The sequence below is a fragment of the Superficieibacter sp. genome (genome assembly GCF_032071645.1).
Lineage (GTDB): Bacteria > Pseudomonadota > Gammaproteobacteria > Enterobacterales > Enterobacteriaceae > Superficieibacter.
Genome location: NZ_DAMAPU010000005.1, coordinates 325,059 through 347,564 on the forward strand (window position 1 = coordinate 325,059; position 22,506 = coordinate 347,564).

General features: G+C 45.0%; 25 protein-coding genes and 7 pseudogenes. 15 read left to right on the forward strand and 17 right to left on the reverse strand.

What is annotated here, in order from left to right:
• The 4 genes and pseudogenes from RT197_RS12705 to RT197_RS12720 form a co-directional block, all read left to right on the forward strand.
• Window positions 1-294 (forward strand): annotated as a pseudogene (locus RT197_RS12705) (relaxase); the annotation flags it as partial.
• A 223-nt stretch (window positions 295-517) separates the two neighbouring features.
• Window positions 518-790 (forward strand): hypothetical protein, encoded by a 273-nt coding sequence (locus RT197_RS12710; protein WP_000787429.1) that lies wholly within the window; start codon window positions 518-520, stop codon window positions 788-790.
• A gap of 41 nt (window positions 791-831) precedes the next feature.
• Window positions 832-1,218 carry a hypothetical protein gene (locus RT197_RS12715; protein WP_045378575.1) on the forward strand — a complete coding sequence of 129 codons (387 nt, stop codon included), beginning with the start codon at window positions 832-834 and terminating at the stop codon, window positions 1,216-1,218.
• 20 nt (window positions 1,219-1,238) lie between these two features.
• Window positions 1,239-1,505 carry a hypothetical protein gene (locus RT197_RS12720; RefSeq protein ID WP_009484054.1) on the forward strand — a complete coding sequence of 89 codons (267 nt, stop codon included), beginning with the start codon at window positions 1,239-1,241 and terminating at the stop codon, window positions 1,503-1,505.
• A 36-nt stretch (window positions 1,506-1,541) separates the two neighbouring features.
• Here the strand turns inward: RT197_RS12720 and RT197_RS12725 are convergent, their stop codons facing one another.
• The 8 genes from RT197_RS12725 to RT197_RS12760 all read right to left on the reverse strand — a co-directional run bounded on the left by RT197_RS12725 (window position 1,542) and on the right by RT197_RS12760 (window position 8,433).
• Window positions 1,542-1,979, reverse strand: a complete 438-nt coding sequence (locus RT197_RS12725) for a hypothetical protein (RefSeq protein WP_247176601.1) — start codon at window positions 1,977-1,979, stop codon at window positions 1,542-1,544.
• 86 nt (window positions 1,980-2,065) lie between these two features.
• On the reverse strand, window positions 2,066-2,464 hold the full coding sequence (locus RT197_RS12730) for a hypothetical protein (protein WP_312951149.1): 399 nt from the start codon (window positions 2,462-2,464) through the stop codon (window positions 2,066-2,068).
• A 9-nt stretch (window positions 2,465-2,473) separates the two neighbouring features.
• On the reverse strand, window positions 2,474-4,078 hold the full coding sequence (locus tag RT197_RS12735; protein WP_312951151.1) for a hypothetical protein: 1,605 nt from the start codon (window positions 4,076-4,078) through the stop codon (window positions 2,474-2,476).
• 15 nt (window positions 4,079-4,093) lie between these two features.
• Window positions 4,094-5,419: a tyrosine-type recombinase/integrase gene (locus RT197_RS12740; protein ID WP_247176604.1), complete on the reverse strand. Its 1,326-nt coding sequence runs from the start codon at window positions 5,417-5,419 to the stop codon at window positions 4,094-4,096.
• The gene (locus RT197_RS12745; RefSeq protein ID WP_312951155.1) at window positions 5,370-6,638 is read right to left on the reverse strand and encodes a tyrosine-type recombinase/integrase; all 1,269 of its coding nucleotides are present in this window, start codon (window positions 6,636-6,638) and stop codon (window positions 5,370-5,372) included. The genes RT197_RS12740 and RT197_RS12745 overlap by 50 nt, the downstream gene beginning before the upstream one ends.
• Before the next feature lie 276 nt (window positions 6,639-6,914).
• Window positions 6,915-7,229 carry a hypothetical protein gene (locus RT197_RS12750; RefSeq protein ID WP_312951158.1) on the reverse strand — a complete coding sequence of 105 codons (315 nt, stop codon included), beginning with the start codon at window positions 7,227-7,229 and terminating at the stop codon, window positions 6,915-6,917.
• A 20-nt stretch (window positions 7,230-7,249) separates the two neighbouring features.
• Window positions 7,250-7,456: a helix-turn-helix transcriptional regulator gene (locus tag RT197_RS12755; RefSeq protein ID WP_096936457.1), complete on the reverse strand. Its 207-nt coding sequence runs from the start codon at window positions 7,454-7,456 to the stop codon at window positions 7,250-7,252.
• Window positions 7,457-7,578: 122 nt separating this feature from the next.
• On the reverse strand, window positions 7,579-8,433 hold the full coding sequence (locus tag RT197_RS12760; protein ID WP_312951161.1) for a DUF6387 family protein: 855 nt from the start codon (window positions 8,431-8,433) through the stop codon (window positions 7,579-7,581).
• 368 nt (window positions 8,434-8,801) lie between these two features.
• Here RT197_RS12760 and RT197_RS12765 point away from each other — a divergent pair, with 368 nt between their 5' ends.
• The 4 genes from RT197_RS12765 to RT197_RS12780 are packed head-to-tail and all read left to right on the forward strand — an operon-like array spanning window position 8,802 to window position 11,891.
• A complete protein-coding gene (locus tag RT197_RS12765) occupies window positions 8,802-9,242 on the forward strand; it encodes an Arm DNA-binding domain-containing protein (RefSeq protein WP_312951164.1) in 441 nt (146 codons plus the stop codon).
• Window positions 9,239-9,745: a hypothetical protein gene (locus RT197_RS12770; protein WP_312951167.1), complete on the forward strand. Its 507-nt coding sequence runs from the start codon at window positions 9,239-9,241 to the stop codon at window positions 9,743-9,745. Before RT197_RS12765 ends, RT197_RS12770 begins: the two co-directional genes overlap by 4 nt.
• Window positions 9,742-11,232 carry a toprim domain-containing protein gene (locus tag RT197_RS12775; protein ID WP_312951170.1) on the forward strand — a complete coding sequence of 497 codons (1,491 nt, stop codon included), beginning with the start codon at window positions 9,742-9,744 and terminating at the stop codon, window positions 11,230-11,232. Before RT197_RS12770 ends, RT197_RS12775 begins: the two co-directional genes overlap by 4 nt.
• Window positions 11,223-11,891, forward strand: coding sequence for a hypothetical protein (locus RT197_RS12780; protein WP_312951173.1), 669 nt, complete (start codon window positions 11,223-11,225; stop codon window positions 11,889-11,891). The genes RT197_RS12775 and RT197_RS12780 overlap by 10 nt, the downstream gene beginning before the upstream one ends.
• 315 nt (window positions 11,892-12,206) lie before the next feature.
• On the opposite strand, the gene RT197_RS12785 is transcribed toward RT197_RS12780, so the two are convergent.
• Window positions 12,207-12,587 (reverse strand): type II toxin-antitoxin system death-on-curing family toxin, encoded by a 381-nt coding sequence (locus RT197_RS12785; protein WP_312951175.1) that lies wholly within the window; start codon window positions 12,585-12,587, stop codon window positions 12,207-12,209.
• A complete protein-coding gene (locus RT197_RS12790) occupies window positions 12,584-12,805 on the reverse strand; it encodes a type II toxin-antitoxin system Phd/YefM family antitoxin (RefSeq protein ID WP_312951178.1) in 222 nt (73 codons plus the stop codon). Before RT197_RS12790 ends, RT197_RS12785 begins: the two co-directional genes overlap by 4 nt.
• A 99-nt stretch (window positions 12,806-12,904) precedes the next feature.
• Here RT197_RS12790 and RT197_RS12795 point away from each other — a divergent pair.
• A pseudogene (locus RT197_RS12795) lies at window positions 12,905-13,104 on the forward strand (tyrosine-type recombinase/integrase); the annotation flags it as partial.
• Window positions 13,105-13,147: 43 nt separating this feature from the next.
• Here the strand turns inward: RT197_RS12795 and RT197_RS12800 are convergent.
• From RT197_RS12800 to tssB, 6 genes and pseudogenes are all read right to left on the reverse strand, one after another.
• Window positions 13,148-13,264, reverse strand: a pseudogene (locus tag RT197_RS12800) (type VI secretion system baseplate subunit TssG); the annotation flags it as partial.
• 2 nt (window positions 13,265-13,266) lie between these two features.
• A pseudogene (locus RT197_RS12805) lies at window positions 13,267-13,590 on the reverse strand (type VI secretion IcmF C-terminal domain-containing protein); the annotation flags it as partial.
• Window positions 13,584-14,066: pseudogene (locus RT197_RS12810) on the reverse strand (contractile injection system protein, VgrG/Pvc8 family); the annotation flags it as partial. The pseudogenes RT197_RS12805 and RT197_RS12810, both read right to left, overlap by 7 nt.
• Window positions 14,063-14,296, reverse strand: coding sequence for a hypothetical protein (locus RT197_RS12815; RefSeq protein WP_312951180.1), 234 nt, complete (start codon window positions 14,294-14,296; stop codon window positions 14,063-14,065). The gene RT197_RS12815 and the pseudogene RT197_RS12810, both read right to left, overlap by 4 nt.
• 154 nt (window positions 14,297-14,450) lie before the next feature.
• A pseudogene (locus tag RT197_RS12820) lies at window positions 14,451-14,675 on the reverse strand (type VI secretion system tube protein Hcp); the annotation flags it as partial.
• Window positions 14,676-14,827: 152 nt separating this feature from the next.
• Window positions 14,828-15,172, reverse strand: a pseudogene (gene tssB / locus RT197_RS12825) (type VI secretion system contractile sheath small subunit); the annotation flags it as partial.
• A gap of 468 nt (window positions 15,173-15,640) precedes the next feature.
• On the opposite strand from tssB, the gene RT197_RS12830 reads away from it, so the two are divergent.
• From RT197_RS12830 to ypdK, 4 genes are all read left to right on the forward strand, one after another.
• Window positions 15,641-16,318, forward strand: coding sequence for a nucleoside recognition domain-containing protein (locus RT197_RS12830; protein WP_312951183.1), 678 nt, complete (start codon window positions 15,641-15,643; stop codon window positions 16,316-16,318).
• Window positions 16,299-16,760, forward strand: coding sequence for a YjiG family protein (locus tag RT197_RS12835; protein ID WP_312951186.1), 462 nt, complete (start codon window positions 16,299-16,301; stop codon window positions 16,758-16,760). The genes RT197_RS12830 and RT197_RS12835 overlap by 20 nt, the downstream gene beginning before the upstream one ends.
• 12 nt (window positions 16,761-16,772) lie before the next feature.
• A complete protein-coding gene (gene iadA, locus RT197_RS12840; RefSeq protein WP_312951188.1) occupies window positions 16,773-17,936 on the forward strand; it encodes a beta-aspartyl-peptidase in 1,164 nt (387 codons plus the stop codon).
• Between the two features lie 381 nt (window positions 17,937-18,317).
• Window positions 18,318-18,389: a membrane protein YpdK gene (ypdK, locus tag RT197_RS12845; protein ID WP_099458783.1), complete on the forward strand. Its 72-nt coding sequence runs from the start codon at window positions 18,318-18,320 to the stop codon at window positions 18,387-18,389.
• Window positions 18,390-18,431: 42 nt separating this feature from the next.
• Here ypdK and alaC read toward each other — a convergent pair whose 3' ends face one another.
• A complete protein-coding gene (alaC, locus tag RT197_RS12850) occupies window positions 18,432-19,676 on the reverse strand; it encodes an alanine transaminase (RefSeq protein ID WP_312951190.1) in 1,245 nt (414 codons plus the stop codon).
• Window positions 19,677-20,063: 387 nt separating this feature from the next.
• Between alaC and RT197_RS12855 the strand changes: the two genes are divergently transcribed.
• Both RT197_RS12855 and RT197_RS12860 read left to right on the forward strand, forming a co-directional pair.
• The gene (locus RT197_RS12855; RefSeq protein WP_312951193.1) at window positions 20,064-21,761 is read left to right on the forward strand and encodes a sensor histidine kinase; all 1,698 of its coding nucleotides are present in this window, start codon (window positions 20,064-20,066) and stop codon (window positions 21,759-21,761) included.
• A 12-nt stretch (window positions 21,762-21,773) separates the two neighbouring features.
• The gene (locus tag RT197_RS12860) at window positions 21,774-22,505 is read left to right on the forward strand and encodes a LytTR family DNA-binding domain-containing protein (protein WP_312951195.1); all 732 of its coding nucleotides are present in this window, start codon (window positions 21,774-21,776) and stop codon (window positions 22,503-22,505) included.
• The last annotated feature ends 1 nt before the right edge of the window (window position 22,506 follow it).

Here is a 22,506-nt window from a genome sequence, read left to right on the forward strand (position 1 = left end):
CCTGCAACCATTTTAAAAACCACTGAGAGAAAGGAAAGTATCAGTGAAAAAATTGCTGAACTCGAACTGCGACTCAGAAAAGAAAGACGAAACGAGATCGTTGAGAAGATTCTCCAAAAGAATGCGGTTAACCAGCAAAAGCATCTCAGGCTTATCGGCTGGCTTCCATTTCTTAGAAGACTTGCAGAGCTTCTCCGAAGCTATGGTAAGAGCATTCTTCACAAGCCCCTCCCTGGATTCTCAAAACTCTATGCAACCCGACTTCTACATAAAGAAAGGAAAATTCATTTATAGACAATAGCTTACCGCTTACCCCTGACAGCAACATCGTTTTGTTAGTGGTTAATTTAGGATAAGTCAACCATAAATTGATCGTTATAACAGATCGATAACTCAATTATGATAGATATTAACTATCAAGCAACGATCATCGATCGATACAAGTGATTTTACTTTAGCCAGCCAGCCATCGAGAATCCTTACAAACACGCAGTAAATCTTCCACCCTGGGGTTGCTATGAAAAACGAAACAATTAAGTGCCCGTTCTGCTTTACACAAAGTCCTCATGGTGTGCGGATTTGTAAAGGCTGCCATGCAAAGATCGCTTACGGTGAAAGCCCGCTCAGTGTGGCATTCCTGTTTCAATTCGTTGCATTTGGTCTCGCGTGGTTAGCATTTTCGTGGACTGGCAGCACTCTTGTATCAGTCATTACGTTTTTCGTAAGCATCATTATTCTTATCTATAAAATTAAAAAAACGTATGCAGACAGAGTTGTTTTTATACGGTGAAATTAATTTCACACAACCGCAAACCTAAAATGAGAAAGTAAATGAACCGATTTATAAAGTCATCTTTTTTTATTATTGTCTTCCTGCTTTCTGGCTGTTCAACATCAGGGAACCAGAACCTTAAAAACGAAACACCTCAAAGCCTCCAATCAAAGATCATTAAAAACAAAACAACTAAGACGGAATTACTCACTAAATTAGGTGAGCCTGATACAAGAACCACACTCGATGACGGAAATGAGCAGTGGAGATACTTTATGTATAACAATCAGTTCAATGCAACAACTTTCATTCCAGTTGTAGGGCTGTTTACTGGCGGTTCGCAGACTCAGTCTAAAACTCTTGAAATAGATTTTAAAGGCGAAATTGTCAGCAAATGGACATTCTCCACTGACAATAACAACACCAAAACGGGCGTTCTTAACTGATTATTCCTGGAAAAATAAAAATGAAAACATACTCAATCCTTACCGTTATTCTTACAGCATTTCTTCTAACCGCATGTAACAGCGAACCCTCAGAAAAAGATATTTATACAGCTTTAAGTAAATGGACGGGAAGCCATCTTACATCAGTGAAAAAAGTTGATTGCACAAAAGAATCTGATAAAAGTTATAAGTGTAATGTCGTAACGGTAATTGATGGTAATCTCAAGCAAGCAGCATCTATTAAACTCCTAAAAACAGATGACGGCTGGCAGTTTGTAGGTAATTAAAATTGATTACTGAAATGAAGCTCCCGTAGGGAGCTTTTATAATCTAACATTTCTTACTCTGACTACTTCATGGGTTAACTCTTTCTCGATAACCTTCACTTCATACTGTGTTCTTACAACCGTATAAATTCCTTCTGCTTTTTCTTGATTGTTATCAATATAGTTCACGAGAGAGTTTAGCTCCCTGATAACAGCCTCCTTATTGTTCAATCGCTGCAACAAAGTACTTGTAAGGCATTTGTATACAGAACTGAACATCGTCATAATGTTGTCTATGTTACGATTAGAACGAGTGTATTGCTGTCTTGGGTAGAAATACTTTAAATGATAGCCAACAAAAAGCAGGTATAGCTTGTATGAGAAACTTTTATCGCCTGGCTGGTACCGTTTTGAGATATACTTATCGACAATAATGATAAGTTGCTCTTCCAGAGTAAACTCTGGATTGATATTGATTTTGTCCATAAAATGCATCTTTGCATAATTGAAATAGTCTTCCTGACTATATATACAAATACCATATTAATATCACCTGTCAATAGGTGAAACCTATCAAAATATTATTTTCTTGCTCTCTGTGGAAATTCTTCTTCAAGAATAGAAGCCAATATATTATGCCTGTAAGCATTTTCGTGCATTCTTTGAATCATAAGCAGTAAATTATTATTTTCATATTTTAGTGCCGAATTATCATTTTCAAGTCGTTCTATTCTTTTCGCCGCAAGGCTCAGGCTACCGGGTAACTTCGTATTTTGACGTTTAATCATACCAGATCTTTTTCTGGTTCTATACGCAATGACAATCTCAGTATGCTGGCTTAATGCTTGCCGTGTAGGTACTTTACCTAAAATTTTTTTGCAAGCCACGCATAAAGAATCCCAGGTAAAATCAGGCTTACTCCAGGTTTCAATAAGTTTAACAATAGCTTTTATTTCTTTATCATAAAACTTTCTTGCCATATAATCTCCTCACATTAATATATACTCAATTTCCAATCTTAAATCTTTAATTTTTTCCAGAATATATTTTATTTTTCTTGGATCTGAATTTTGGATTTTTAATTCTAGTTTTTCAAATTTATCTTTAATCAAATTCATAATAATCGATTGTTCATTAAATGAAGATTCTGAAATTTTTGTTTCTTCGTAGGTGTTTCTGTTCAATAGTTTCCTTGATAGTTCTGATAACTCGTCGTGAGACATATGATCATATACTGCATTCTGCTTAACACTCCTTCTCCCAGACCATTGGGCAATTTGTATCTCTGACAATACGCTTCGTTGAGCTATAGTATTAAGTAAATGTCTAATTTGATGGCTGCGGAAAATTAAAACAGGACCATCACAGTTAAAATGTATATTCCTATGAAATATGTTATTCATATTATCGGTGCGAAAATCCGCTCTAAAATATTTTGAAGATGCCTTAATTGTTGTGAAAATATCAGCACCCTTGATAGAGTCCAATAAATTATGATTTATGGAGCATAAATTAGCATTAATATTTTCAGAATTAACATTCTTTCGCTTTATATAAATCCAAAATGCTTTTACACTGACTGTGCCATGTTTTATCTTAGACAAGAATTTTAGATTTTCTTGGGAGATATTTAATTGATTTATAACAAAGCCAAGTTTGTGGAGATCTTCAATTGTTAAACAATCAAATGCACTTCTGTTTAATGACTCGTATAAATTAATTTCCCCTGCTGTTATCAACCGTGAAACAACCCTTGCATTCCTTGTAAGTTTTTTCAATCGCATGATAGCCTTTGAAGCTACAGGAACCATACAGTCTGGAATCCATTTGGTATTGTATCCAAAGCCCTTCAGAGAAAGAAATCGCAAACCATATCTTGATATGCCATTACTATCTTCAACTATAACTTCACAGTCCTCTTCCAAAAGCATAATTTCACTAATTCGAGATGGAGCACATAAGAGCAATGCAAAAATAGAAGATGTAAATATGTCCCTTTCATTAACTGGATTAGAACTAAATATTTTACCAATAAAATCTATAGCCTTTTCATCAGGAAGTTTTTTCTGATTGGATAAATTTCCCATCGAATCTATTGTGCTATTTGTGTAAGCATCATATGCCTTAAATGGATATGACCATCGTTTAATGGATTCTGGCAACATTTCGTTCTTAGACATAAAAGAACATAACACCCTAAGATCTAAATATATTTTATAAGAAGTGGATATTGCAAAATTTTCTTGAATAATAGTCATAACTTCATCTAATACTTTATGATCTATACTTGAAACCTTAACTTCTTTATTTATTTTAACTATGGCAATTTCTAATATCCTGAATAACCTCAGCACTCTGAAAGCTACAGATAAATCATGAAAGCACTCATGCCATACATATGCTTTTGCGAACTCTGCAATGTCATAATTCATTAATTTCTTATTCTTGTTCCCCATTCTAACCTTGATTCCGCTAAAAAAAGTAATTCCGCCTCCCCAACTTGAATTATCCCACTCAAAATTTCCAAAATTTTTAGCATGAGACTTATTAGCGATAATGAAGTTATTGATCATTTTATCATGGATTTCTTTCATCACTTTATCCTTCTTTTAAATGCTATTGATCATATCGTCGATAGAATTAGTTACTAACGATATTGCTGTATTATCAAAAGAGTTAGTTTTATATCCACCGCAGTATTCTTCTATCAAATGCTTCAAAGAATCTAACTCTTTCTGAAGCTCTTTTCCCTCAATAAATTTGTTAGCCAGTGGCTTCATTAGTTCGTTTACAGCTTCATTAATTTTCTTGCCATTTTCCGCTGTATTTTCTATATAACTCATAACAGAATTGATTGAAGAATGGTCCAAAACATTTGCTATCTGCGAAGGACTATAACCCAATTGTGCAACCTTAGTGCCTAATGAATATCTAAATCTGCGCGAATTTATACACCCCAGATAGGCTTGATATTCATTTATTGAACGATTTATAGTGTTCCTTATTTTTAGTGTTATGGCATAGGGGTTAAGTTTTAACCCACCACTTTCAATCATGTTTAGCTCAACACATCCTTTTTTGAATGGATATGTGTTTATAAAAATTGGTAGTTTTCTCTTTTGTTTTTCACTTAAATCGATTTTTAATGTATCACTGACCAGCGAATTTACAGCTTCAACGAGATATGTCAATTGGCTGAAAAGCTCTTCTGGTATTTGTAATTTTCTAAACTCTTTTCTATATCCATTTCGTTGTTTAATTCTTGGGATATTGAGAAAGTACTCTCCATTAAAGGCTAAGAGATCACCAGCTTCAAGTTGAGATATTTGCATAGGTCGCCGCCCGGAATATGCAACAAGGAAGGTTAGCAGATAGTTTGACAGACTTACCTTTTCTTCCTTATAAGCTATCGCAACAGAATCTATAATTACCTTTAATTGCGAGTCACTAAAGGGACCTTTTTTATAATCATGTGTCTTCATAGGCTTTTTTGCATTTGTTTTTTTAACTTTAATATTTTCTAAAAATATGATTGCTTCTGCCGAAAATAAAGATGGGTAAAGACCACTCATCTTAATAAAAAAATATTTCACTGTCTCTGCATGTGTGTAATCTAATGAGCTCACAACTTTATAGTAATACTTTATGCAATCTTTAGAAAACAAGCTATCATTCGTATTACAGGCCTTAATGTAATGCTTTATTGCATAAAACATTTTCTTAGTATAACTGGCACTATAATTTATAGCGAAATATGCCAAAGTGGTTTTGATAGGTATAAATGCACTGATGACCACTCTTAAAGAATCAATGTTCAATGTTATACTTTCACTTATCTTCCACTTGGAATAAGAAAAGTTCACTTTGAAATTACCATCCTTGGTTTCAAAAACCGAATATTGACTTTCTTGTAGCTTTCTTAGAGTTTGAAACATTGGATTTATCCTCTACTATGTTTTTGAGTGGGTTAATAACAGCCATTATTTTTCGGCTTTCTTGTGCTATAAATGCTTGGTTATAGATATCTGAGGTTGTACTATTCTTTTTCCACCCCATAAGATAATTTCTTACTTTCTCATAAGTAATATGATCCTGAGAGTTCGAATTCATGAGCATCATTTCTGAGAATTTCACATTCCAAGTATGCCTTAGCGAATGCCCCACAATATCGCTCAATACACTACTATTTTTCCTAATTTGTTCGAAAATTTTCTGATAACCTGAAATAGTCAATGCATGACCTAATTGACCTTTACTGCTATGAGTAACAAGCAGATAGTCATGCTCCCCTGAATGACACTGCTTACTTCTGAAATCACTAATATAATTCTGTATTAACTCAGTCAATTCTATACTCAATGGTATTTTTCTTTCTAAAGTTTTAACCAATGGTTGCCTTAATCGTGGTTCGTTTTGATCATCTGGCCTTCTTACTATGCATAGACTTTTGTGGACATAGTCAAAATCAACCAACTTAATATTAAGTAGTTCCCCTCCCCTAATACCTGTCTCTAACAAAATTTCAATTATTAGATTATTTCGAAACCTTACATGCTCCGAAAATGGATTAATCTTAGATTTAACACTTACCATATCAGTCAAAGTTGTAACTTGTTCATTTGTCAATGATTTGCTTTCGCTTTCAATATTGTAATTCTTTCCGTTCTCTATTCTTGGCTTTATAAAATCAAATGCTCGACTGATTGTTTCATAACGAGAAGAATCATTATTATTGATAGCAATGTTATCAAAAAACCATTTGACGTAATTTTCAATTGTCATTATCTTGAAATAAAGGGTTCTTTTAGAGACATGTTGTTCTTTAAGAATGCTTGTAACGTTCTCTAAGTCGTTTCTGTAAGTGAGGGCATTCATTAACCCGAATAAATATCCTTTGTTCGAGACAAGTTTTTCGATATCAAGATTTACCATATCAAAAACACCCACATTCATGTCAGCATTATATCTTTCAAATAAAAGCAAAGCATTTGCTATTGCTTCCATTGTTGAAAATGAATAGCTATTTGTTCGTGAAATAACACTCATATATAAGTTAGGATAAACCAAGGGTAATCCGTTGCTCTCATTAATAATAATGCAACTTCTGATACCATCCTTATTCTTCAATCTTTTTATTCTATATTTCAAAGTCATATCACCTCCATTTACATTTAATCATCGGTGAAAATAAATAAAGCATATAACATAAGCAATTTACAAATATATTTTCCTGAATTCAACATTATTCCCTTTTACAATGACGCATCCCAGTCGAAAATTTATAATATCCCTCTAGAGGGATATTATAGTCCTTTCTTTTCACTTGAAATACATAACCCATTAATTTAAAAAGAATTAAAAGCATTTTGTAAATCAAAAAGTAAATAGCACCATCGTTTTGACAATACAATTTACAAAATATAGCTTTATTCAAAAAATGGTTTTCAACCCAATCTGATATTGGATTATTCGTTTCGATAAATTTCTGATTTCGTCAGGGCATTTAATTAGCGAGAACCATGTCTCGTAAACATAAAACTGTTCGAAGATATCAAGCTCAGAGATCGCATCTAACGGTTCTCTCAGATTCCCAACTAAATACTGGCTTAACCAGTAAACAATCTTTCTGTTAAATTGATTGTCAGGTAAATCATAAATCGCTCCGGGTGCGAAGATTTTACAGAAAAGTTCCTGGCCCAGATTACACATATGGTTTTCTTCACTAACAAAATCTTCGATATTCATAAAATGTCTCCCCAAATCAATTAAGCAACATTATTTCGACTTGTTTCGATAACAGACTGAATCCAGGCATCTATCTCACTTTCGACGAAAGCTACGGCACGAGTTCCAATTTTGACAGGGGCAGGAAACTTGCCATCTTTGATCAGACGATAGATCCAGGCTTTGCAGTAGCCAGTTCTGTTCATAACCTCTGTTAAGCGGATAAGGCGGGAGTTTTGATTGTTCACTGTTTGTCCCCTTGTTTTGATTCGATGTGGGAACTATACGAACTATTTTAAAAAAAAAGAGCGAGCTTCCTAACTGCAGGGCTATGGTCTGCCCAGCAGTAGTAGACTTCGGGGAGTTGGGATCAGTAAGAATCAGAGAGTTTCATCACATCTGAAACTCTCATGTTTTTCAGGTGAGAATTTCGGTTCATGAAAAAATTGAACTGCTTAATGAAGTCTATCGTTGCAGCTTTCATTGCAAAAGGTCGATCCGAGTCTTTAATGTGATACCCTAAACGGATAGAAACTTCTTCATCTTTATCAGTATAAAGAAGCCGGGAGAGGCGATCATCTGAGATTCTTAGTCCTTTCCTTTGTGCCCAAAGTAAGATGTCCAGCATCGCAACCAACCTGTAATTTATGATTTTTTTAATGGTTCCATAGCCGAAACGAACGATACCGCTTTCATTAACTTCCACTCCTTTTACCGTTCTCCATTGTGGCAGGGCCGCTTTTATCGATTCGGCTATTTCATCGTCAGTACCACTATCAAGATCGATTTCAAGCAACACCGTTTTCTCGCATAAGGGGGACAAGAGTTGTGACACATAAGCTTCGTGATGAGGCGCATTAACACAATATTCATCGTTTCCTTCCTCCCAGGTGAAAAGATTGACACTAAGGGCCATCACACTAAGTTCAGCAAGCCTGGTGATATCGGTGATAAAAATATGTGGAGGACTGTAGAGAGTATCGTTAACGGTTGGATAATCGAGTTGCTTCCCTTTGAATAGATGGGGGTTCCCACTGAAAATTTCAGTCATGTACACCCACAGCCCTTTCTTTTCTTCGTCAGTAGGCCCCGGCTTGTACAGAAGTGCTCTTGCCCACAGTTCGTGATACAAGGCATTCAGACTTATATCTTCGAGCTTGCGATAGTTATCTATGTCAAGCCAGGCTTTGATTTCTTTAGTATTCTCTGGTGACCAGTTTTTCATTAAAAGTTCTCCAGTAAAAGTCCATCATCTGTTAATCTTGAACTTGTCAGACTTACTTAATTTAAACAAGTATCAACCACTTAGTAAGTTTTTAAGAAATTTAATTTTTTGTTGGTACATATGTTGGAATAAATATGAACAATTATATCTTTTCTCTAATAAATCAAGCGATTGCATATACGTTCGATTTCTGCAGGGGACACCATCATGGCTTTTTCTCACTTCCCAAAAACACCACTAAACCCGCGTCACACATGGCTTTAAGCCGTTTTTCATCTCTAACGATTTACAGGGAATAGCACCCTAAGCCACGATCAAAAGTGTCCCTTTAAAGTACCCTCGCTCTGTCAGAACTTCGGGAGGGACACATGCCCTTAACTAATATCGAAATAAAGAACGCTCAACTTAAAGAAAAAGAGTACCTCATGTCCGATGGTGCTGGGTTGGTGGTACTGATTAAACCCAGCGGCGCGAAGCTCTGGCGCTTTCGCTACACAATGAACGGAAGAAAGCAAAAGCTGTCTCTTGGCGCATATCCTGATATTTCATTGGCTCTGGCACGTATAAAAGCTGCTGATGCTCGTGCCAAGCTGGCAAAAGGGATTAGTCCGGTAACCGTCCTTCTTCCGTCACCGCCAATGGTGAATCACCCGCAGCCGAAAGTATTGAAGAACAAGCGGCAAGGCTTGCGACAATCATCATTATTACGATGGAGGGAAAAGTCTCAACTCTTACCCGAGCATTGGAAAAAGCGCATTCAGACTATGCGAAACTTAAAGGTACCACCACGTATGAGATTTCGCAGTTGAAGCATGAGAACGACTCCCTCCGTGAGCGTCTGCACCAGAAGAATAATGCTGAATCGATATCGCAAGCGGTCACGCCTATTACCAACACAGCGCCCTTCGTTAAACCTGAATCCTATTCATTGGGCGAAAATGAAACGCTAATGAAGGTCAGGATTGTGACACCGTGGGTTGCGGATGATTCAGGTAGAGAGACTGACGCAATGTTATCTGCAGAGCTTATAAACTCCGACAGAAGTGTTGACCTAATAGTACCAGGCACCGCTATTGGTATTCGTGCACATCGTACTGATTACCCAAATCGGACTCTACCGCATCTCACTGCCGGGGATGAGGTTACTATGGTTGTCAGAATCACAGGAACCCAGCGCACCAAACGTAAAAATATCGGCTTTTCCGGCAAGGGTAATGGTGTTTATTACATCCTGCGCCCGGCAGGTATTTTGATGGCGAATCGACCCGCCCCGGCTGTAATCGTCGACGTAATCAGTAGGGAGGCATTGTGAGCGCCCTCGATGACGTTAAGCACTGGATGAAAACCAACTACGCCGCCGCTTGTGCGGCGTTTTCAATCCCCTGCGAACAATCAACCAAAGAGCACGAATGTCCGCTCTGCGGCAAGCATAAATTCCGGGTTCGTATGACCGGCGCAACCGCAGGCACTTATATTTGCACGTGCGGCGTTAAGGGCTGCGGATTCGGCGTACTCGACTTAATCGCACGTAAAGAGCTGGGCGCATCACTTGATGAGCGCGTATCCGGCTCGCTAATACGTCAAGCCGCTAAGCTGGTGGATGAGCGCATGGGATTAGGTTTCTTCTCTGCCGATGATAGTTATACGCCCCCAACATCCGAAGAGCGCGCCAAAAGAGAGCGGGAACAGAAAGAAGCCCTTGCACAGCGCCAGCGCGAATCCGCAGAGCTGGAGGCACAGCAGATTGCAGCCGCCGCGCCGCGAGTTCGAGGCGTTCTGGAAAAAACACAACCATTGGAATGCGCATACCTCAAGGCTAAAGACTTTGAAGATTGCGTTCTTCCCGTTACCGCCAAGGGTGATGGTGTGTTACGTCTGACGGACATTGGTAATCGCGACCGTTCAGTGCAATACCTTCCCGCGCCAAACGCTGTAGACAATGAAGGACAGCTACGGCACAAAAGTCTAATGAAGAATGCGCCAATTTCCGGCGCTTTTATCGACGTACAACCGAATGACAAAGCAAACACCCTCATTATCACCGAGGGATATGCCACAGCGCGAAGCGTATCGATCTGTGCGCCGCTTCCGCGCGTAGTCGCTGCTATATCCGCTTCAAATCTTAAAAACGTCGCCACGGCCTTTAGAGATCGTTTCCCGGCGCTTGAGATTGTTATAGCCGCAGATAACGACTACCACGCGCCCAGCGATGTAGACGCGAACGGCAAGCCAAAACCCAATACGGGACTGGTAAAAGCTAACGAAGCCGCTAAAGCCGTTGGTGGGCTGGTAATCGCCCCGCTATGCCTTGGCAGAAAGAAACATGATTGGGACGATGTCCGCATGGAGCTGGGAGTGGAACGGATGACCGAAGAATTTAACCGTGAGCTGGAGAAAGCCAGAAAAGAAAAAGCCTCCGGGCAAGAGGCTTTGTCGGGTACAGCTCAAAATAACGGAGCGAATATTAACCCTTATCCGTGGGATAGCAAGCCGAGCAATGTAACAACGGGGGAATCACCTGCAAACCTTCCTGTTGCAAGTGTTCCGCGCATCCCCGCTGCGGTAAACATTGCAAAATTTCGCATTCCCGATCACTACAAAAAATATTATTCCGACAAGGTACCGTGGCAAAACTTGGCGCAGCAATGCGACTGCTGCGCGAGCATCAGGAAGATGCCCGGATGTTTGATGAGCCTGAAGATTTTAATCCATCTCCTACTAATGCGCTCGGCATACGTGCTCAAGCCATCCAGAACTTTTATGCCAATCGTCCTGAGGAGGTGCTTACGATGTACCTGAGTGGTCTTGGTTACGTCAGAGAGCAACTCATAACGGCACGTGAAATCCTTAACAAGGATGGCAAGAAGAAATACGAGTCATACATTAAAGACTCCATAGAAACAATTTCAGCGCAATTTATCACCCTCAAGCCTTACTATCTGGATATTCTCACGGATTTAATGGACATCCCTTTCAGGAGAAGTTCAAAGAAGGACAGGCGTGAAGTTTCGGATTCCCTGTGTCTGATTACCAGCCTCATAGAAGAATACAGATACCGTGGCGCTGATGAACGTTATAGAGAATACGCTCGGACAATAGTTCATGGTGTTGATACAGAACATCTGCCGCCGATGATCGCAGGTTTGATAATTCAGGAAGTCACAACGCTGGTGGATGCAGCTTCTTTCACTGAAGTGATGACTTACGTTCGTTCAGGTATTACTCATGAAGAATACTGGCGGTATATCGACCCTGAGAATTATGCTGAAACATACGACGATAGTGAAATTAATGAAGAATTTGCATCCCCGCTAGAGGCGCTTGATATCTATCCACCACATAGCGGTATTGCCCAGCAAAGCCTGTGGTATGGTTTGGATGACAGCTTGGATAATTTCATCATGTCACTGGCAGGTGGCTTATTTTATAGTCGGTATCCCTTGACGTATCCTTCTTAGTTCTTTATTTATAATATATATCAATATAAACAATAATATACATATAAAATATGTATCCTGCAGGGGACACCATCATGGCTTTTTCTCACTTCCCAAAAACACCACTAAACCCGCGTCACACATGGCTTTAAGCCGTTTTTCATCTCTAACGATTTACAGGGAATAGCACCCTAAGCCACGATCAAAAGTATCTCTTTAAAGTACCCTCGCGCTGTTAGAACTTCGGGAGTGACACATGCCTTTACAGTTTGTTTAAAGGGGCTGACGCCCCTCTTATTCTGCAACGAAGAGCTGCCAACTTGAGAGAAGCTAAATTCAGGATTGGATTGCCAGCGTTCGCAGGATTGCAGAGAGTTGTTCTACTGTTTTTTCTCCCGTTGCAGCCTGAACTGTCAATTCTTCCAGTTCATTGCCTTCATCTGCGACCAGCACACCATTACGGCGTAAGAACGCCATGGTGACGAAAAATGATGTGCGCTTGTTTCCATCGTTAAAGATATGCCCGCGAGCAATGGCTACCCAGTATGTTGCTGCCAATTCGAAAACGTCACTAACACCTTCGTAATGTGCACGGTTTTGCACACGGTAGATAATGGCGTCGGCTCTCCCGGCGTCTGGCATACCCGTCACTCCGGGCAGGTAACGTAATATGCGGTCATGGAATGCGATGACTTCCTGTGCACTGATCCATTTCATCGGTCAGTTAGCGCCTTGATAGTTCTGCCATGCCGCTGCATGATGAAATCAAATTCATCATCGAGCTTCGCAGCCTGATATGCATCAAATTCAGCCTTGCTGATAACGACAGCCGCAGAGCCATCCCGTCGTGTAATCTCTACCGGCTCTCCATTGGTGGCACTTTCCAAAACCGCTGAGATATTGGCTCTTGCCTGTGTTGATGTGTAGGTGATCATATTGCCTCCTGAAATGTACATTCCAAATGTACATTTGGATTGAGTAAATATCAACCGGAGACATTGCCGCCTGACAGTTCCTAAAGGTACAGGTTTAAGAACATGCCTCTCAAAAGAACAGGTTACGACATGAGGGCTACCGGGCATGTTTTTCGCCACACCATGGTAACTTTTTGCATGAGCAAGGATTCAACGCGGCGTGGATCGAAACACAACCAGCCCACGTAGATAAGAATTCAGTTCGCAGGACCTATAATCATGCACCGTATCTGGAGGGGAGAAGAGAAATGATGCAGTGATATGCTGATTATATTAGTGGGCTGGAAGGTACAAATTACCTCAGATGCGGTAACACTGCGTCAGGATGCGGTGGCTGAAGATATCAAGGAAACCCTGCAGCGACTCATACCCTTCACGGCGATGAGTGATATCATCGGGATACACCGTCTGCAGAGTGCTCATTATTCAACTCCCTCCATGTCGCTGTTTTCGGTACTGGCCATCAGCGCCTGAGCGGTGGCCGCGCTGTCGACACTGAATATCTGATCCGGCAGCGTGAAGCCGCGCAGATCCAGCAGCGCCAGCGGGCCTTTTCCGAATTGTGAACGCAGCACCCACTGCAGGGTGCGCCCGTCCGGCGCGGTGAAGCTCATCATCCACTGGCTGCGGTCAAGCTGCTGACGCTTGCTCAAGTCCAGCCAGCGAATAAAGCCCCAGGTTCCGCTGTAGTCCCCGAACAGACGCGCACCGGCGTTAACCGTGGTCCAGGTCAGCATGGTTCCCGGCGCGGGTACTCTTTTGCAAGCGAGAACAGAAAATCCTGACCGCGCATGTTGTGACGCTCGCGCAGGATTTTTTCCACGATTTGCGGGACCGACAGGTCCTGATAAATGGCGTTCTGGTGCGAACGGTCAAGCAGCGCCAGGCGTGACCGGAGCGTCAGGGCGTAACGGGTTTCATCCCCTGAGGTGCCAAGCCGTTCAAACCCGCTCACCACGCCCTGAAGAATGCGCACGGCCCGCTGCATTCTGATGCCATAACCCTGGTCCACCGGGGCCTGCAGCGTCAGGGAGGCGGCCTTCATCAGCATCATGTCCTGGCTGATGGTATGGTCAGGGCTTGTGAATTCAATACGGTAGCTGAACGGCGTGCTCAGGGCTTCATCGCCTTCAAATGCCAGCACATCGAGCTCTGCAGCACATCCCTTCACCGACAGCCGGTGATGGTTGTGGCTGAATCTTATCGGGAGATTACTGCTCATGCGTGCACGCCCTGTATACGCTCAAACTCAAGCATAACCCCTTCTTCCTCACTCCAGCCGAGCGTCAGGGAGTGGGATTTCTGTTTCGCCGCCATGTGGGTCAGCAGTTGCTGGCTCAGTACCGGCAGAATTTCGGCATGGGCGCGGGTCTGGCACAGGGAGGCGGCCCCCTCCAGCGCGCGGGCGCAGTAAGGGTTCAGACGACGTAACAGGATGGCTGTGTTTTCCATTTTTCTCTCTCTTGATGGCTTCCGGGCACGCTACCGCCCTTCGCTGTGAACCAGAGCGCATACGGTCGGGCAGGCAGATTGTGATTTTCCTGAGCGCCCGGCTCGCAGACGCTCAGGAAAAATGCGGACAGGGAACTCTGTCCGCAGCGGATGACTACGCGGTCGCGCGTTCGTTCCAGGAATCGGAATGAATGATGTTGCCGTCTTTGTAGGTCCAGGTGATTTTTTCGTAACGCAGTTCAATACGCTCAGGGTGGTTGTGCTTCTCTTCAGAAGGCTCCTTGACGTCATACATTTCAGATTTCAGGGTCTGACCGGTGGTCGCCGCCTTGTACAGATACGGGCTGGAGGAGTCGATTTCTTTGGTGAACAGGAACGGCCTCTGTGAATCCTGCTCCAGGCGGGCAATGCATTCCGCAGACCAGGCTGCATACGCAGCCTGTTGCTGAAAGTGCCGGGGCGAGACCATGATGCCCCTGCCCCATAACGGTTGTTCCGTTTTCATCGGCGTCCTGCCTTAGATTATGATTTCGCCTTCAGCCGGGGTATTTGCCGGGAGACCTGTTCCGGGGTGAAATCCTTCATGCTGCGGAATGTCAGACTGATGGTGTCTTCACTGCCGTCACCGGCAAGCGTATTTTTAACGGTAAGATTTACTTTTGGGGAATATTCGGAAAGCACCGCGTCAAAGTTATTTTTGTGCAGATTAACTTTTTTACGCTCTGATAATGGAGCAGATTCCTGACCATTACTGAAATCGCCCGCAACCAGTAATTTCAGGGGGAGTTCGGTTTTCTTGCTTACACCTCCCGTATGCAGATCACGTTTTAGATTAATACGTGCCTTAGGCACTTCATTCTGGAAACTGTCAGCCATCTCAATCCCTTGGTTTATCGCTGTGCAAACTTTCACACTCCAGTTCGTCACGCGCGATAATAGAACAATGATCGCCATAATATCAAATTTACCGATATTTAATCTCGCTTAAGAAATATCTTAAGAATTTCCTGCTAACCATTAAGAGGAATTGTACTGGCAGTACCAAAAAATTGAACTACTGGCACTACAACAAACACGCATTTATATCGAAATGGTTAAAGGATACAGTGAGTTGTTAATACAATTATCGTGAATTGATTTAAATCAATATTGCAGGGGACACCATCAATTTTTACCTCTCTGAAACAACTTCTTCCAGCCTGGCAACACCCCAGATACTTAAAACTTTCCGCGTATAAAACATCCCTAAATTTATTCCTATAAGCATCCCGGCCCTCTCGTCTTCAGCACAAATTTTGTTTTAAGTTCATATGACTACAAACAAAACAATGTCAGGAGGACATTATGAAAAACGCCTCTCCCACACAGGAGAAGGTCAGTTGGGTTGGTTATCTGGCTTTTTTTGTCACAATCATCTTTTTTTCCGGTTTCTTTGCTAAAAGCACCGAGTGGTGGCGGGTATTCGATTTTACCGTACTCAACGGGTCATTCGGCCAGATTACGACGGCGGGTGAAAAAGCGATCTCTTTTCGGGGAACGGGAGGCACGGGTGCAAAGGACGGTTTTCTGTTTGCGCTGGAACTCGCGCCCTCGGTGATCCTTTCGCTTGGCATTATTTCTGTCACTGAAGGGTTGGGTGGATTACGCGCGGCACAGCAGCTTATGACGCCGGTTTTACGGCCATTACTGGGCATTCCGGGGGTTTGCTCGCTGGCGCTGATTGCCAACCTGCAAAATACCGACGCCGCAGCGGGGATGACCAGAGAGCTGGCGGATGAAGGCGTGATTAACGACCATGAACGCGCAATTTTCGCCACGTACCAGACCAGCGGCAGCGCTATTATCACCAATTACTTTTCCTCGGCAGCCGCGCTGTTTACCACCATTACCGTGCCGGTGATCACCCCGCTCGCCATCATTCTTATCTTTAAGTTTATTGGTGCAAACCTGCTCAGGCTGTGGATTGCACAGATTGAAAGTCGTCAGACAGGGAGGACAGAAAATGACGGTACAGGCGCGTAAAAATGTGATGGATCTCTTCATCGATGGTGCCAGGCGCGGTTTTACCATCGCGACCACCAGCCTGCTACCCAGCGTGGTGATGGCCTTTGTGATTATTCAGGCGTTATCCGTTACCGGGCTGCTGGAGATCGTCGGCAGTATTTGCCAGCCGATAATGGCGCTGTGGGGTCTGCCGGGGGAAGCGGCAACGGTATTGCTGGCGGCGGTGATGAGTATGGGAGGCGGCACGGGCGTTTGTGCCAGTCTGGTCCTGACAGGCGTGCTGACGGGGCATGATGCCACCGTATTATTACCAGCCATTTATCTGCTGGGTAATCCGGTACAAAACGTCGGGCGCTGTCTCGGCACCGCAGGCGTTAAGCCCAAATACTATCCGCATATTATTACGATTTGTGTGATTAATGCCCTGCTGTCCATATGGGTAATGCAGGCGTTAGTTTAAAAGGAGAAATACATGGATTTGTCAGTGCTGGGGCTGAAACTCTTTCGCCAGGCGGAAGTTTACTCCCCCGACCATTTGGGCAGACGCGATGTGCTGGTGGCTGGCGGTAAGATTGCAGCTATTGAAACCACCATCGATCCTCACACCCTGCCCGATTGCGACGTTATTGAACTGAATGGCGCAATTTTATGTCCAGGCTTTATCGACCAGCATGTGCATTTAATCGGCGGCGGTGGCGAGGCGGGTCCGCATACCCGCACGCCGGAAGTGCGGCTTTCTCATCTGATTAAAGCCGGGATCACCTCAGTAGTCGGTCTGCTGGGTACGGACGGTATTACCCGTCACCCTGAATCCCTGCTGGCAAAAACCCGCGCTCTGGAATATGAAGGCATCAGCGCCTGGATGCTCACCGGCTCCTATTCTCTTCCTTCGGCAACCATCACCGGCAGCATCGATCGCGATGTGGCGCTGATCGATAAAATTATCGGCGTGAAGTGTGCGATTTCCGATCATCGTTCTTCGGCTCCGCGCGGCAGCGAGCTGGCGAATATGGCCGCGCAGGCCCGAACGGGAGGGCTTCTGGGCAGCAAAGCCGGGATCAGCGTTTTTCATATGGGCGACAGCCCGCGTTTACTGGAGCCGATTTACGACGTTCTCCAGCACTCCGATGTCCCCATCACTAAGCTGCTGCCGACGCATGTTAACCGCTCGGAAACGCTTTTTTTAGCCGCGCAGCATTTTGCCCGCGAGGGCGGCTATATTGATATCACCAGCAGTATCGACTCCCCTGTCGATCCGGCGCTGGCGATTGCTACCGCTCTGAAAGATAAAGTGCATTTGTCCCGCCTGACGTTAAGTTCTGACGGCAACGGCAGCCAGCCGGAATTTGATGAAGACGGAAACTTAATTGGCTTTGGCGTGGCGGGTTTTGAATCAATGCCGGAAACCGTGCGTCAGCTGGTACATCAGCACAATATTCCGCTTGAAGTCGCGCTGCATCCCCTGACCCGCAACGTGGCTGAATTCCTGGGACTGGCGCACAAAGGCCAGCTGGCAGTGGGCTGTGATGCTGACCTGGTGGTGCTGAATGAAGACCTGCGCGTTCAGGATGTCTGGGCAAAAGGAAAAGCCATGATGCGTGATGGCGTTGTCTGCGTGAAAGGCACCTTCGAATAAGTTCTCCCTGGCGAGGGCTATCTGGTCCTCGCTTTTTACCCGTCTTCGTTCCTCTACCGCTCACCAAAGACACAAAATGACACGCCTATAAGTTAAATGTATGGATTCGCTGGGCAGGGATTTATTACCTGGGTAAATCAAAGTGTCGCCAATATGAGACACTCCTAAGTAACTAAAATTAAATGAAAAAATGGCGCTTGTCAGCATGATTTTTTAGGCGTACATTACCCCCGTCTTGCGCACCAATGGCGCAAAATTCTGGGGTGATGCCGGAGCCGGAAACGAGATAAATCTCAATTCAGATAAGGCAAAGCGTCAGCTCTCTATACTCAGTGAGCCTTGTTCTTTTGGCGTATCAATGGATACGCGGAGCGATGAAACGTGAAATATTTTTTTATGGGCATTTCGGTGATGGTAATCGTCTGGGCCGGAACTTTTGCCTTAATGATCTGAGCAAAAATGAGTGTAAAAAAAAGCGCCTGACGGCGCTTTTTTTCATTCCTGTGCGGCATTCTCCGCCACGGATTTTGATGCCGCAGGCAGCAGGCCATCAGCACGGAACATGGCTTTAATTCCACGAATAGCCTGACGAATACGGTCGCGGTTTTCGATGAGCGCAAAGCGGACGTGCGTGTCGCCATAATCACCGAAGCCAATTCCCGGAGAAACGCAGACTTTCGCTTCCTGGAGCAGTTTTTTGGCAAACTCTAATGATCCCATCGCCGCATACTGTTCAGGAATTTTAGCCCATACATACATCGACGCCTTCGGCACGTCGACCATCCAGCCCGCTTCATGCAGCCCTTTAACCAGCACATCGCGACGACGCTTATACTGCGCGGCGATATCATGCACACACTGCTGATCGCCCTCCAGCGCGGCAATAGCGGCGACCTGTAATGGCGTAAACGTACCGTAATCGTGATAGCTCTTGATCCGCGCCAGCGCGTTGACCAGCACCGGGTTGCCTACCATAAAACCAATGCGCCACCCCGCCATGTTGTAGCTTTTAGAGAGGGTGAAAAACTCTACCGCCACATCGCGCGCGCCAGGAACCTGCATGATGGACGGTGCCTTCCAGCCATCGTAGACGATATCCGCATAGGCGAGATCGTGGACCACCAGCACATCGTAGCGTTTTGCCAGCGCCACCACTTTTTCGAAAAATTCCAGCTCCACGCACTGCGCGGTTGGATTCGACGGGAAACCGAGGATCATCATTTTCGGTTTCGGATAACTTTCGCGGATCGCGCGCTCCAGCTCATTGAAGAAGTCCACGCCCTCCACCAGCGGAACCGATCGCACCTGCGCCCCGGCGATCACCGCGCCGTAAATATGGATCGGATAGCTGGGATTGGGCACCAGCACCGTATCGCCATGATCGAGCGTCGCCAGCATCAGGTGAGCCAGTCCCTCTTTCGAACCGATGGTAACAATGGCTTCACTTTCAGGATCGATATCCACCGCATAGCGTTCCTGATACCAGCGCGAAATAGCGCGGCGGAGGCGCGGGATCCCGCGAGAGGTGGAATAGCCGTGCGTATCCGGGCGCTGCGCCACGGTGCAAAGTTTTTCGACGATATGCGGCGGCGTGGCCCCGTCAGGGTTGCCCATACTGAAATCAATAATATCTTCGCCGCGCCGACGCGCAGCCATTTTCAGTTCAGCGGTGATGTTAAACACGTAAGGGGGAAGACGATCGATACGCGTGAAGCGGCGTTCAGGAGTGAACTCTGGCATAAATACCTCAGATGACGTTAGCGCCCGGACCGTCCGAGCGACGCTGCCGCAGATGCGGCCTCTTAAGAAAATAGCCTGAAAAAAAACACGCTGTCGAGAGGGCTGATGAAAAAAAGTTGCGCTCACCCAAAACGGGAAGTAAAAAATCAAGACCTATCTATAATCGTCCGCTTTATGGGTTAAATGAAATATATATTTAACACAATGATATAAATTTATTTACCTCACCTTCCCGGTGTCGACCCTGAAGACGCTGCTATCAGCGGAAGTCATCCAATCCCCTTTTATAATTGTGGATTTTCCTCATTATGATAACGAGCGTGTCGCTGGTCATCTGCTGCCAGGTTTTTTATCATAGTGTTTTCACACGATTTACACGGCTACCCCATGCACGAAATATTTACCATGCTGCTGGCGGTTTTTGATCGGGCAGCATTGATGCTGATCTGCCTGTTTTTTCTGATCCGCATCCGTCTGTTCCGCGAGCTGCTGCACAAATCCGCGCATACGCCGAAAGAACTGCTGGCCGTCACCGCTCTGTTTTCCCTGTTTGCCCTGTTCAGCACCTGGTCCGGGGTGCCGGTTGAAGGCTCGCTGGTCAACGTGCGGGTAATTGCCGTGATGTCCGGCGGCATTCTGTTCGGGCCATGGGTGGGGATCATTACCGGCATTATCGCCGGGATCCATCGCTACCTGATTGATATCGGTGGCGTCACCGCCGTTCCCTGTTTTATTACCAGCATTATCGCGGGAATACTGTCCGGGTTAATTCATCAAAAAGTCCCCAAAGCGCAACACTGGCGCGTTGGCATTGTCGGCGGAATGATCTGCGAAACGCTGACCATGATCCTCGTGGTGCTGTGGGCACCCACGCTGGCACTGGGGCTGGATATCGTGTCTAAAATCGGTGTCCCGATGATCCTCGGCAGCGTCTGCATCGGCTTTATCGTACTGCTGGTGCGCAGCGTGGAAGGTGAAAAAGAGGCCAGCGCCGCGCGGCAGGCTAAGCTGGCGCTGGATATCGCCAACAAAACGCTGCCGCTGTTTCGCAACGTTAACATCGAATCGCTGCGGCAGGTCTGCAATATTATCCGCCGCGATATCAATGCCGATGCGGTTGCCATCACCAACAACGAACGTGTGTTGGCCTACGTCGGCGTGGGCGAAGACAACTACCGCGATAACGACGACACCATCAGCCCAACCACCCGGCAGGCCATCGATTCGGGTAAAATCATCATTAAGAACAATGATGAAGCGCACCGCACGCCGGAAATTCATTCCATGCTGGTGATCCCGCTGTGGGAAAAAGGCATCGTCACCGGCACGCTGAAAATCTACTACTGCCACGCCCATCAAATCACCTCTTCTCTTCAGGAAATGGCGATTGGCCTGTCGCAAATTATCTCAACCCAACTGGAAGTGTCCCGCGCCGAACAGCTCCGGGAAATGGCAAATAAGGCAGAACTGCGCGCGCTGCAAAGTAAGATCAATCCCCATTTTCTGTTTAACGCGCTGAACGCGATTTCGTCGTCGATTCGCCTGAATCCGGATACCGCACGCCAGTTGATTTACAATCTCTCCCGCTATCTGCGCTATAACATTGAGTTAAACGACGATGAGCAGATCGACATCAAAAAAGAGCTTTATCAAATTAAAGATTACATCGCCATTGAGCAGGCGCGCTTTGGCGACAAGCTCACGGTCATTTATGACATTGATGATGAAGTCAGCTGCGTGATCCCCAGCCTGCTGATCCAGCCGCTGGTAGAGAACGCGATTGTTCACGGCATTCAGCCCTGTAAGGGTAAAGGCGTGGTGACGATCGGTATTGCCGAGTGCGGTAACCGGGTGCGGATCAGCGTGCGCGACACCGGTCACGGCATCGATCCGCAGGTCATTGAGCGCGTGGAAGCGAATGAAATGCCGGGAAATAAAATCGGCCTGCTGAACGTTCACCACCGGGTGAAGCTCCTGTATGGCGAAGGGCTGCACATTCGCCGCCTGGAGCCGGGCACCGAAATCACGTTTTATGTGCCGAACCAGCGTACGCCGCAGCCTGCGCCCGTAACGCTGCTGCAATGACCGGAGAAAACGATGAAAGTCATAATTGTTGAAGACGAAATCCTGGCGCAGCAGGAGCTAAGCTGGCTCATAAAAGAGCACAGCCAGATGGAGATCGTCGGCACTTTTGACGACGGGCTGGACGTGCTGAAGTTTTTACAGCACAACAAGGTCGATGCCCTGTTTCTGGATATTAATATTCCGTCGCTGGACGGCGTTCTGCTGGCGCAGAATATCAGTCAGTTCGCGCATAAGCCGTTTATCGTGTTTATCACCGCGTGGAAAGAGCACGCGGTCGAAGCGTTTGAGCTGGAAGCCTTTGATTACATCCTCAAGCCTTACCAGGAATCGCGCATTATTACGATGCTGCAAAAGCTGGAAAGCGCGTGGCAATCGCAGGCCAGTCCCGGCGTCAGCGCCCCGGTAGCCCGTGAAAACGACACCATTAATTTGATTAAGGATGAACGGATTTACGTCACGCCGATCAACGATATTTATTATGCCGAAGCCCATGAAAAAATGACTTTCGTTTATACGAAGCGGGAGTCGTGGGTGATGCCGATGAATATTACCGAATTTTGCAGCAAGCTGCCGCAGGCGCATTTTTTCCGCTGTCACCGCTCGTACTGCGTCAATCTGAATAAAATCCGCGAAATTGAGCCGTGGTTTAACAATACTTACATTCTGCGACTGCGCGATCTGGAATTTGAAGTACCGGTGAGCCGCAGCAGGGTAAAAGAGTTTCGCCAGTTAATGCACCTGTAAA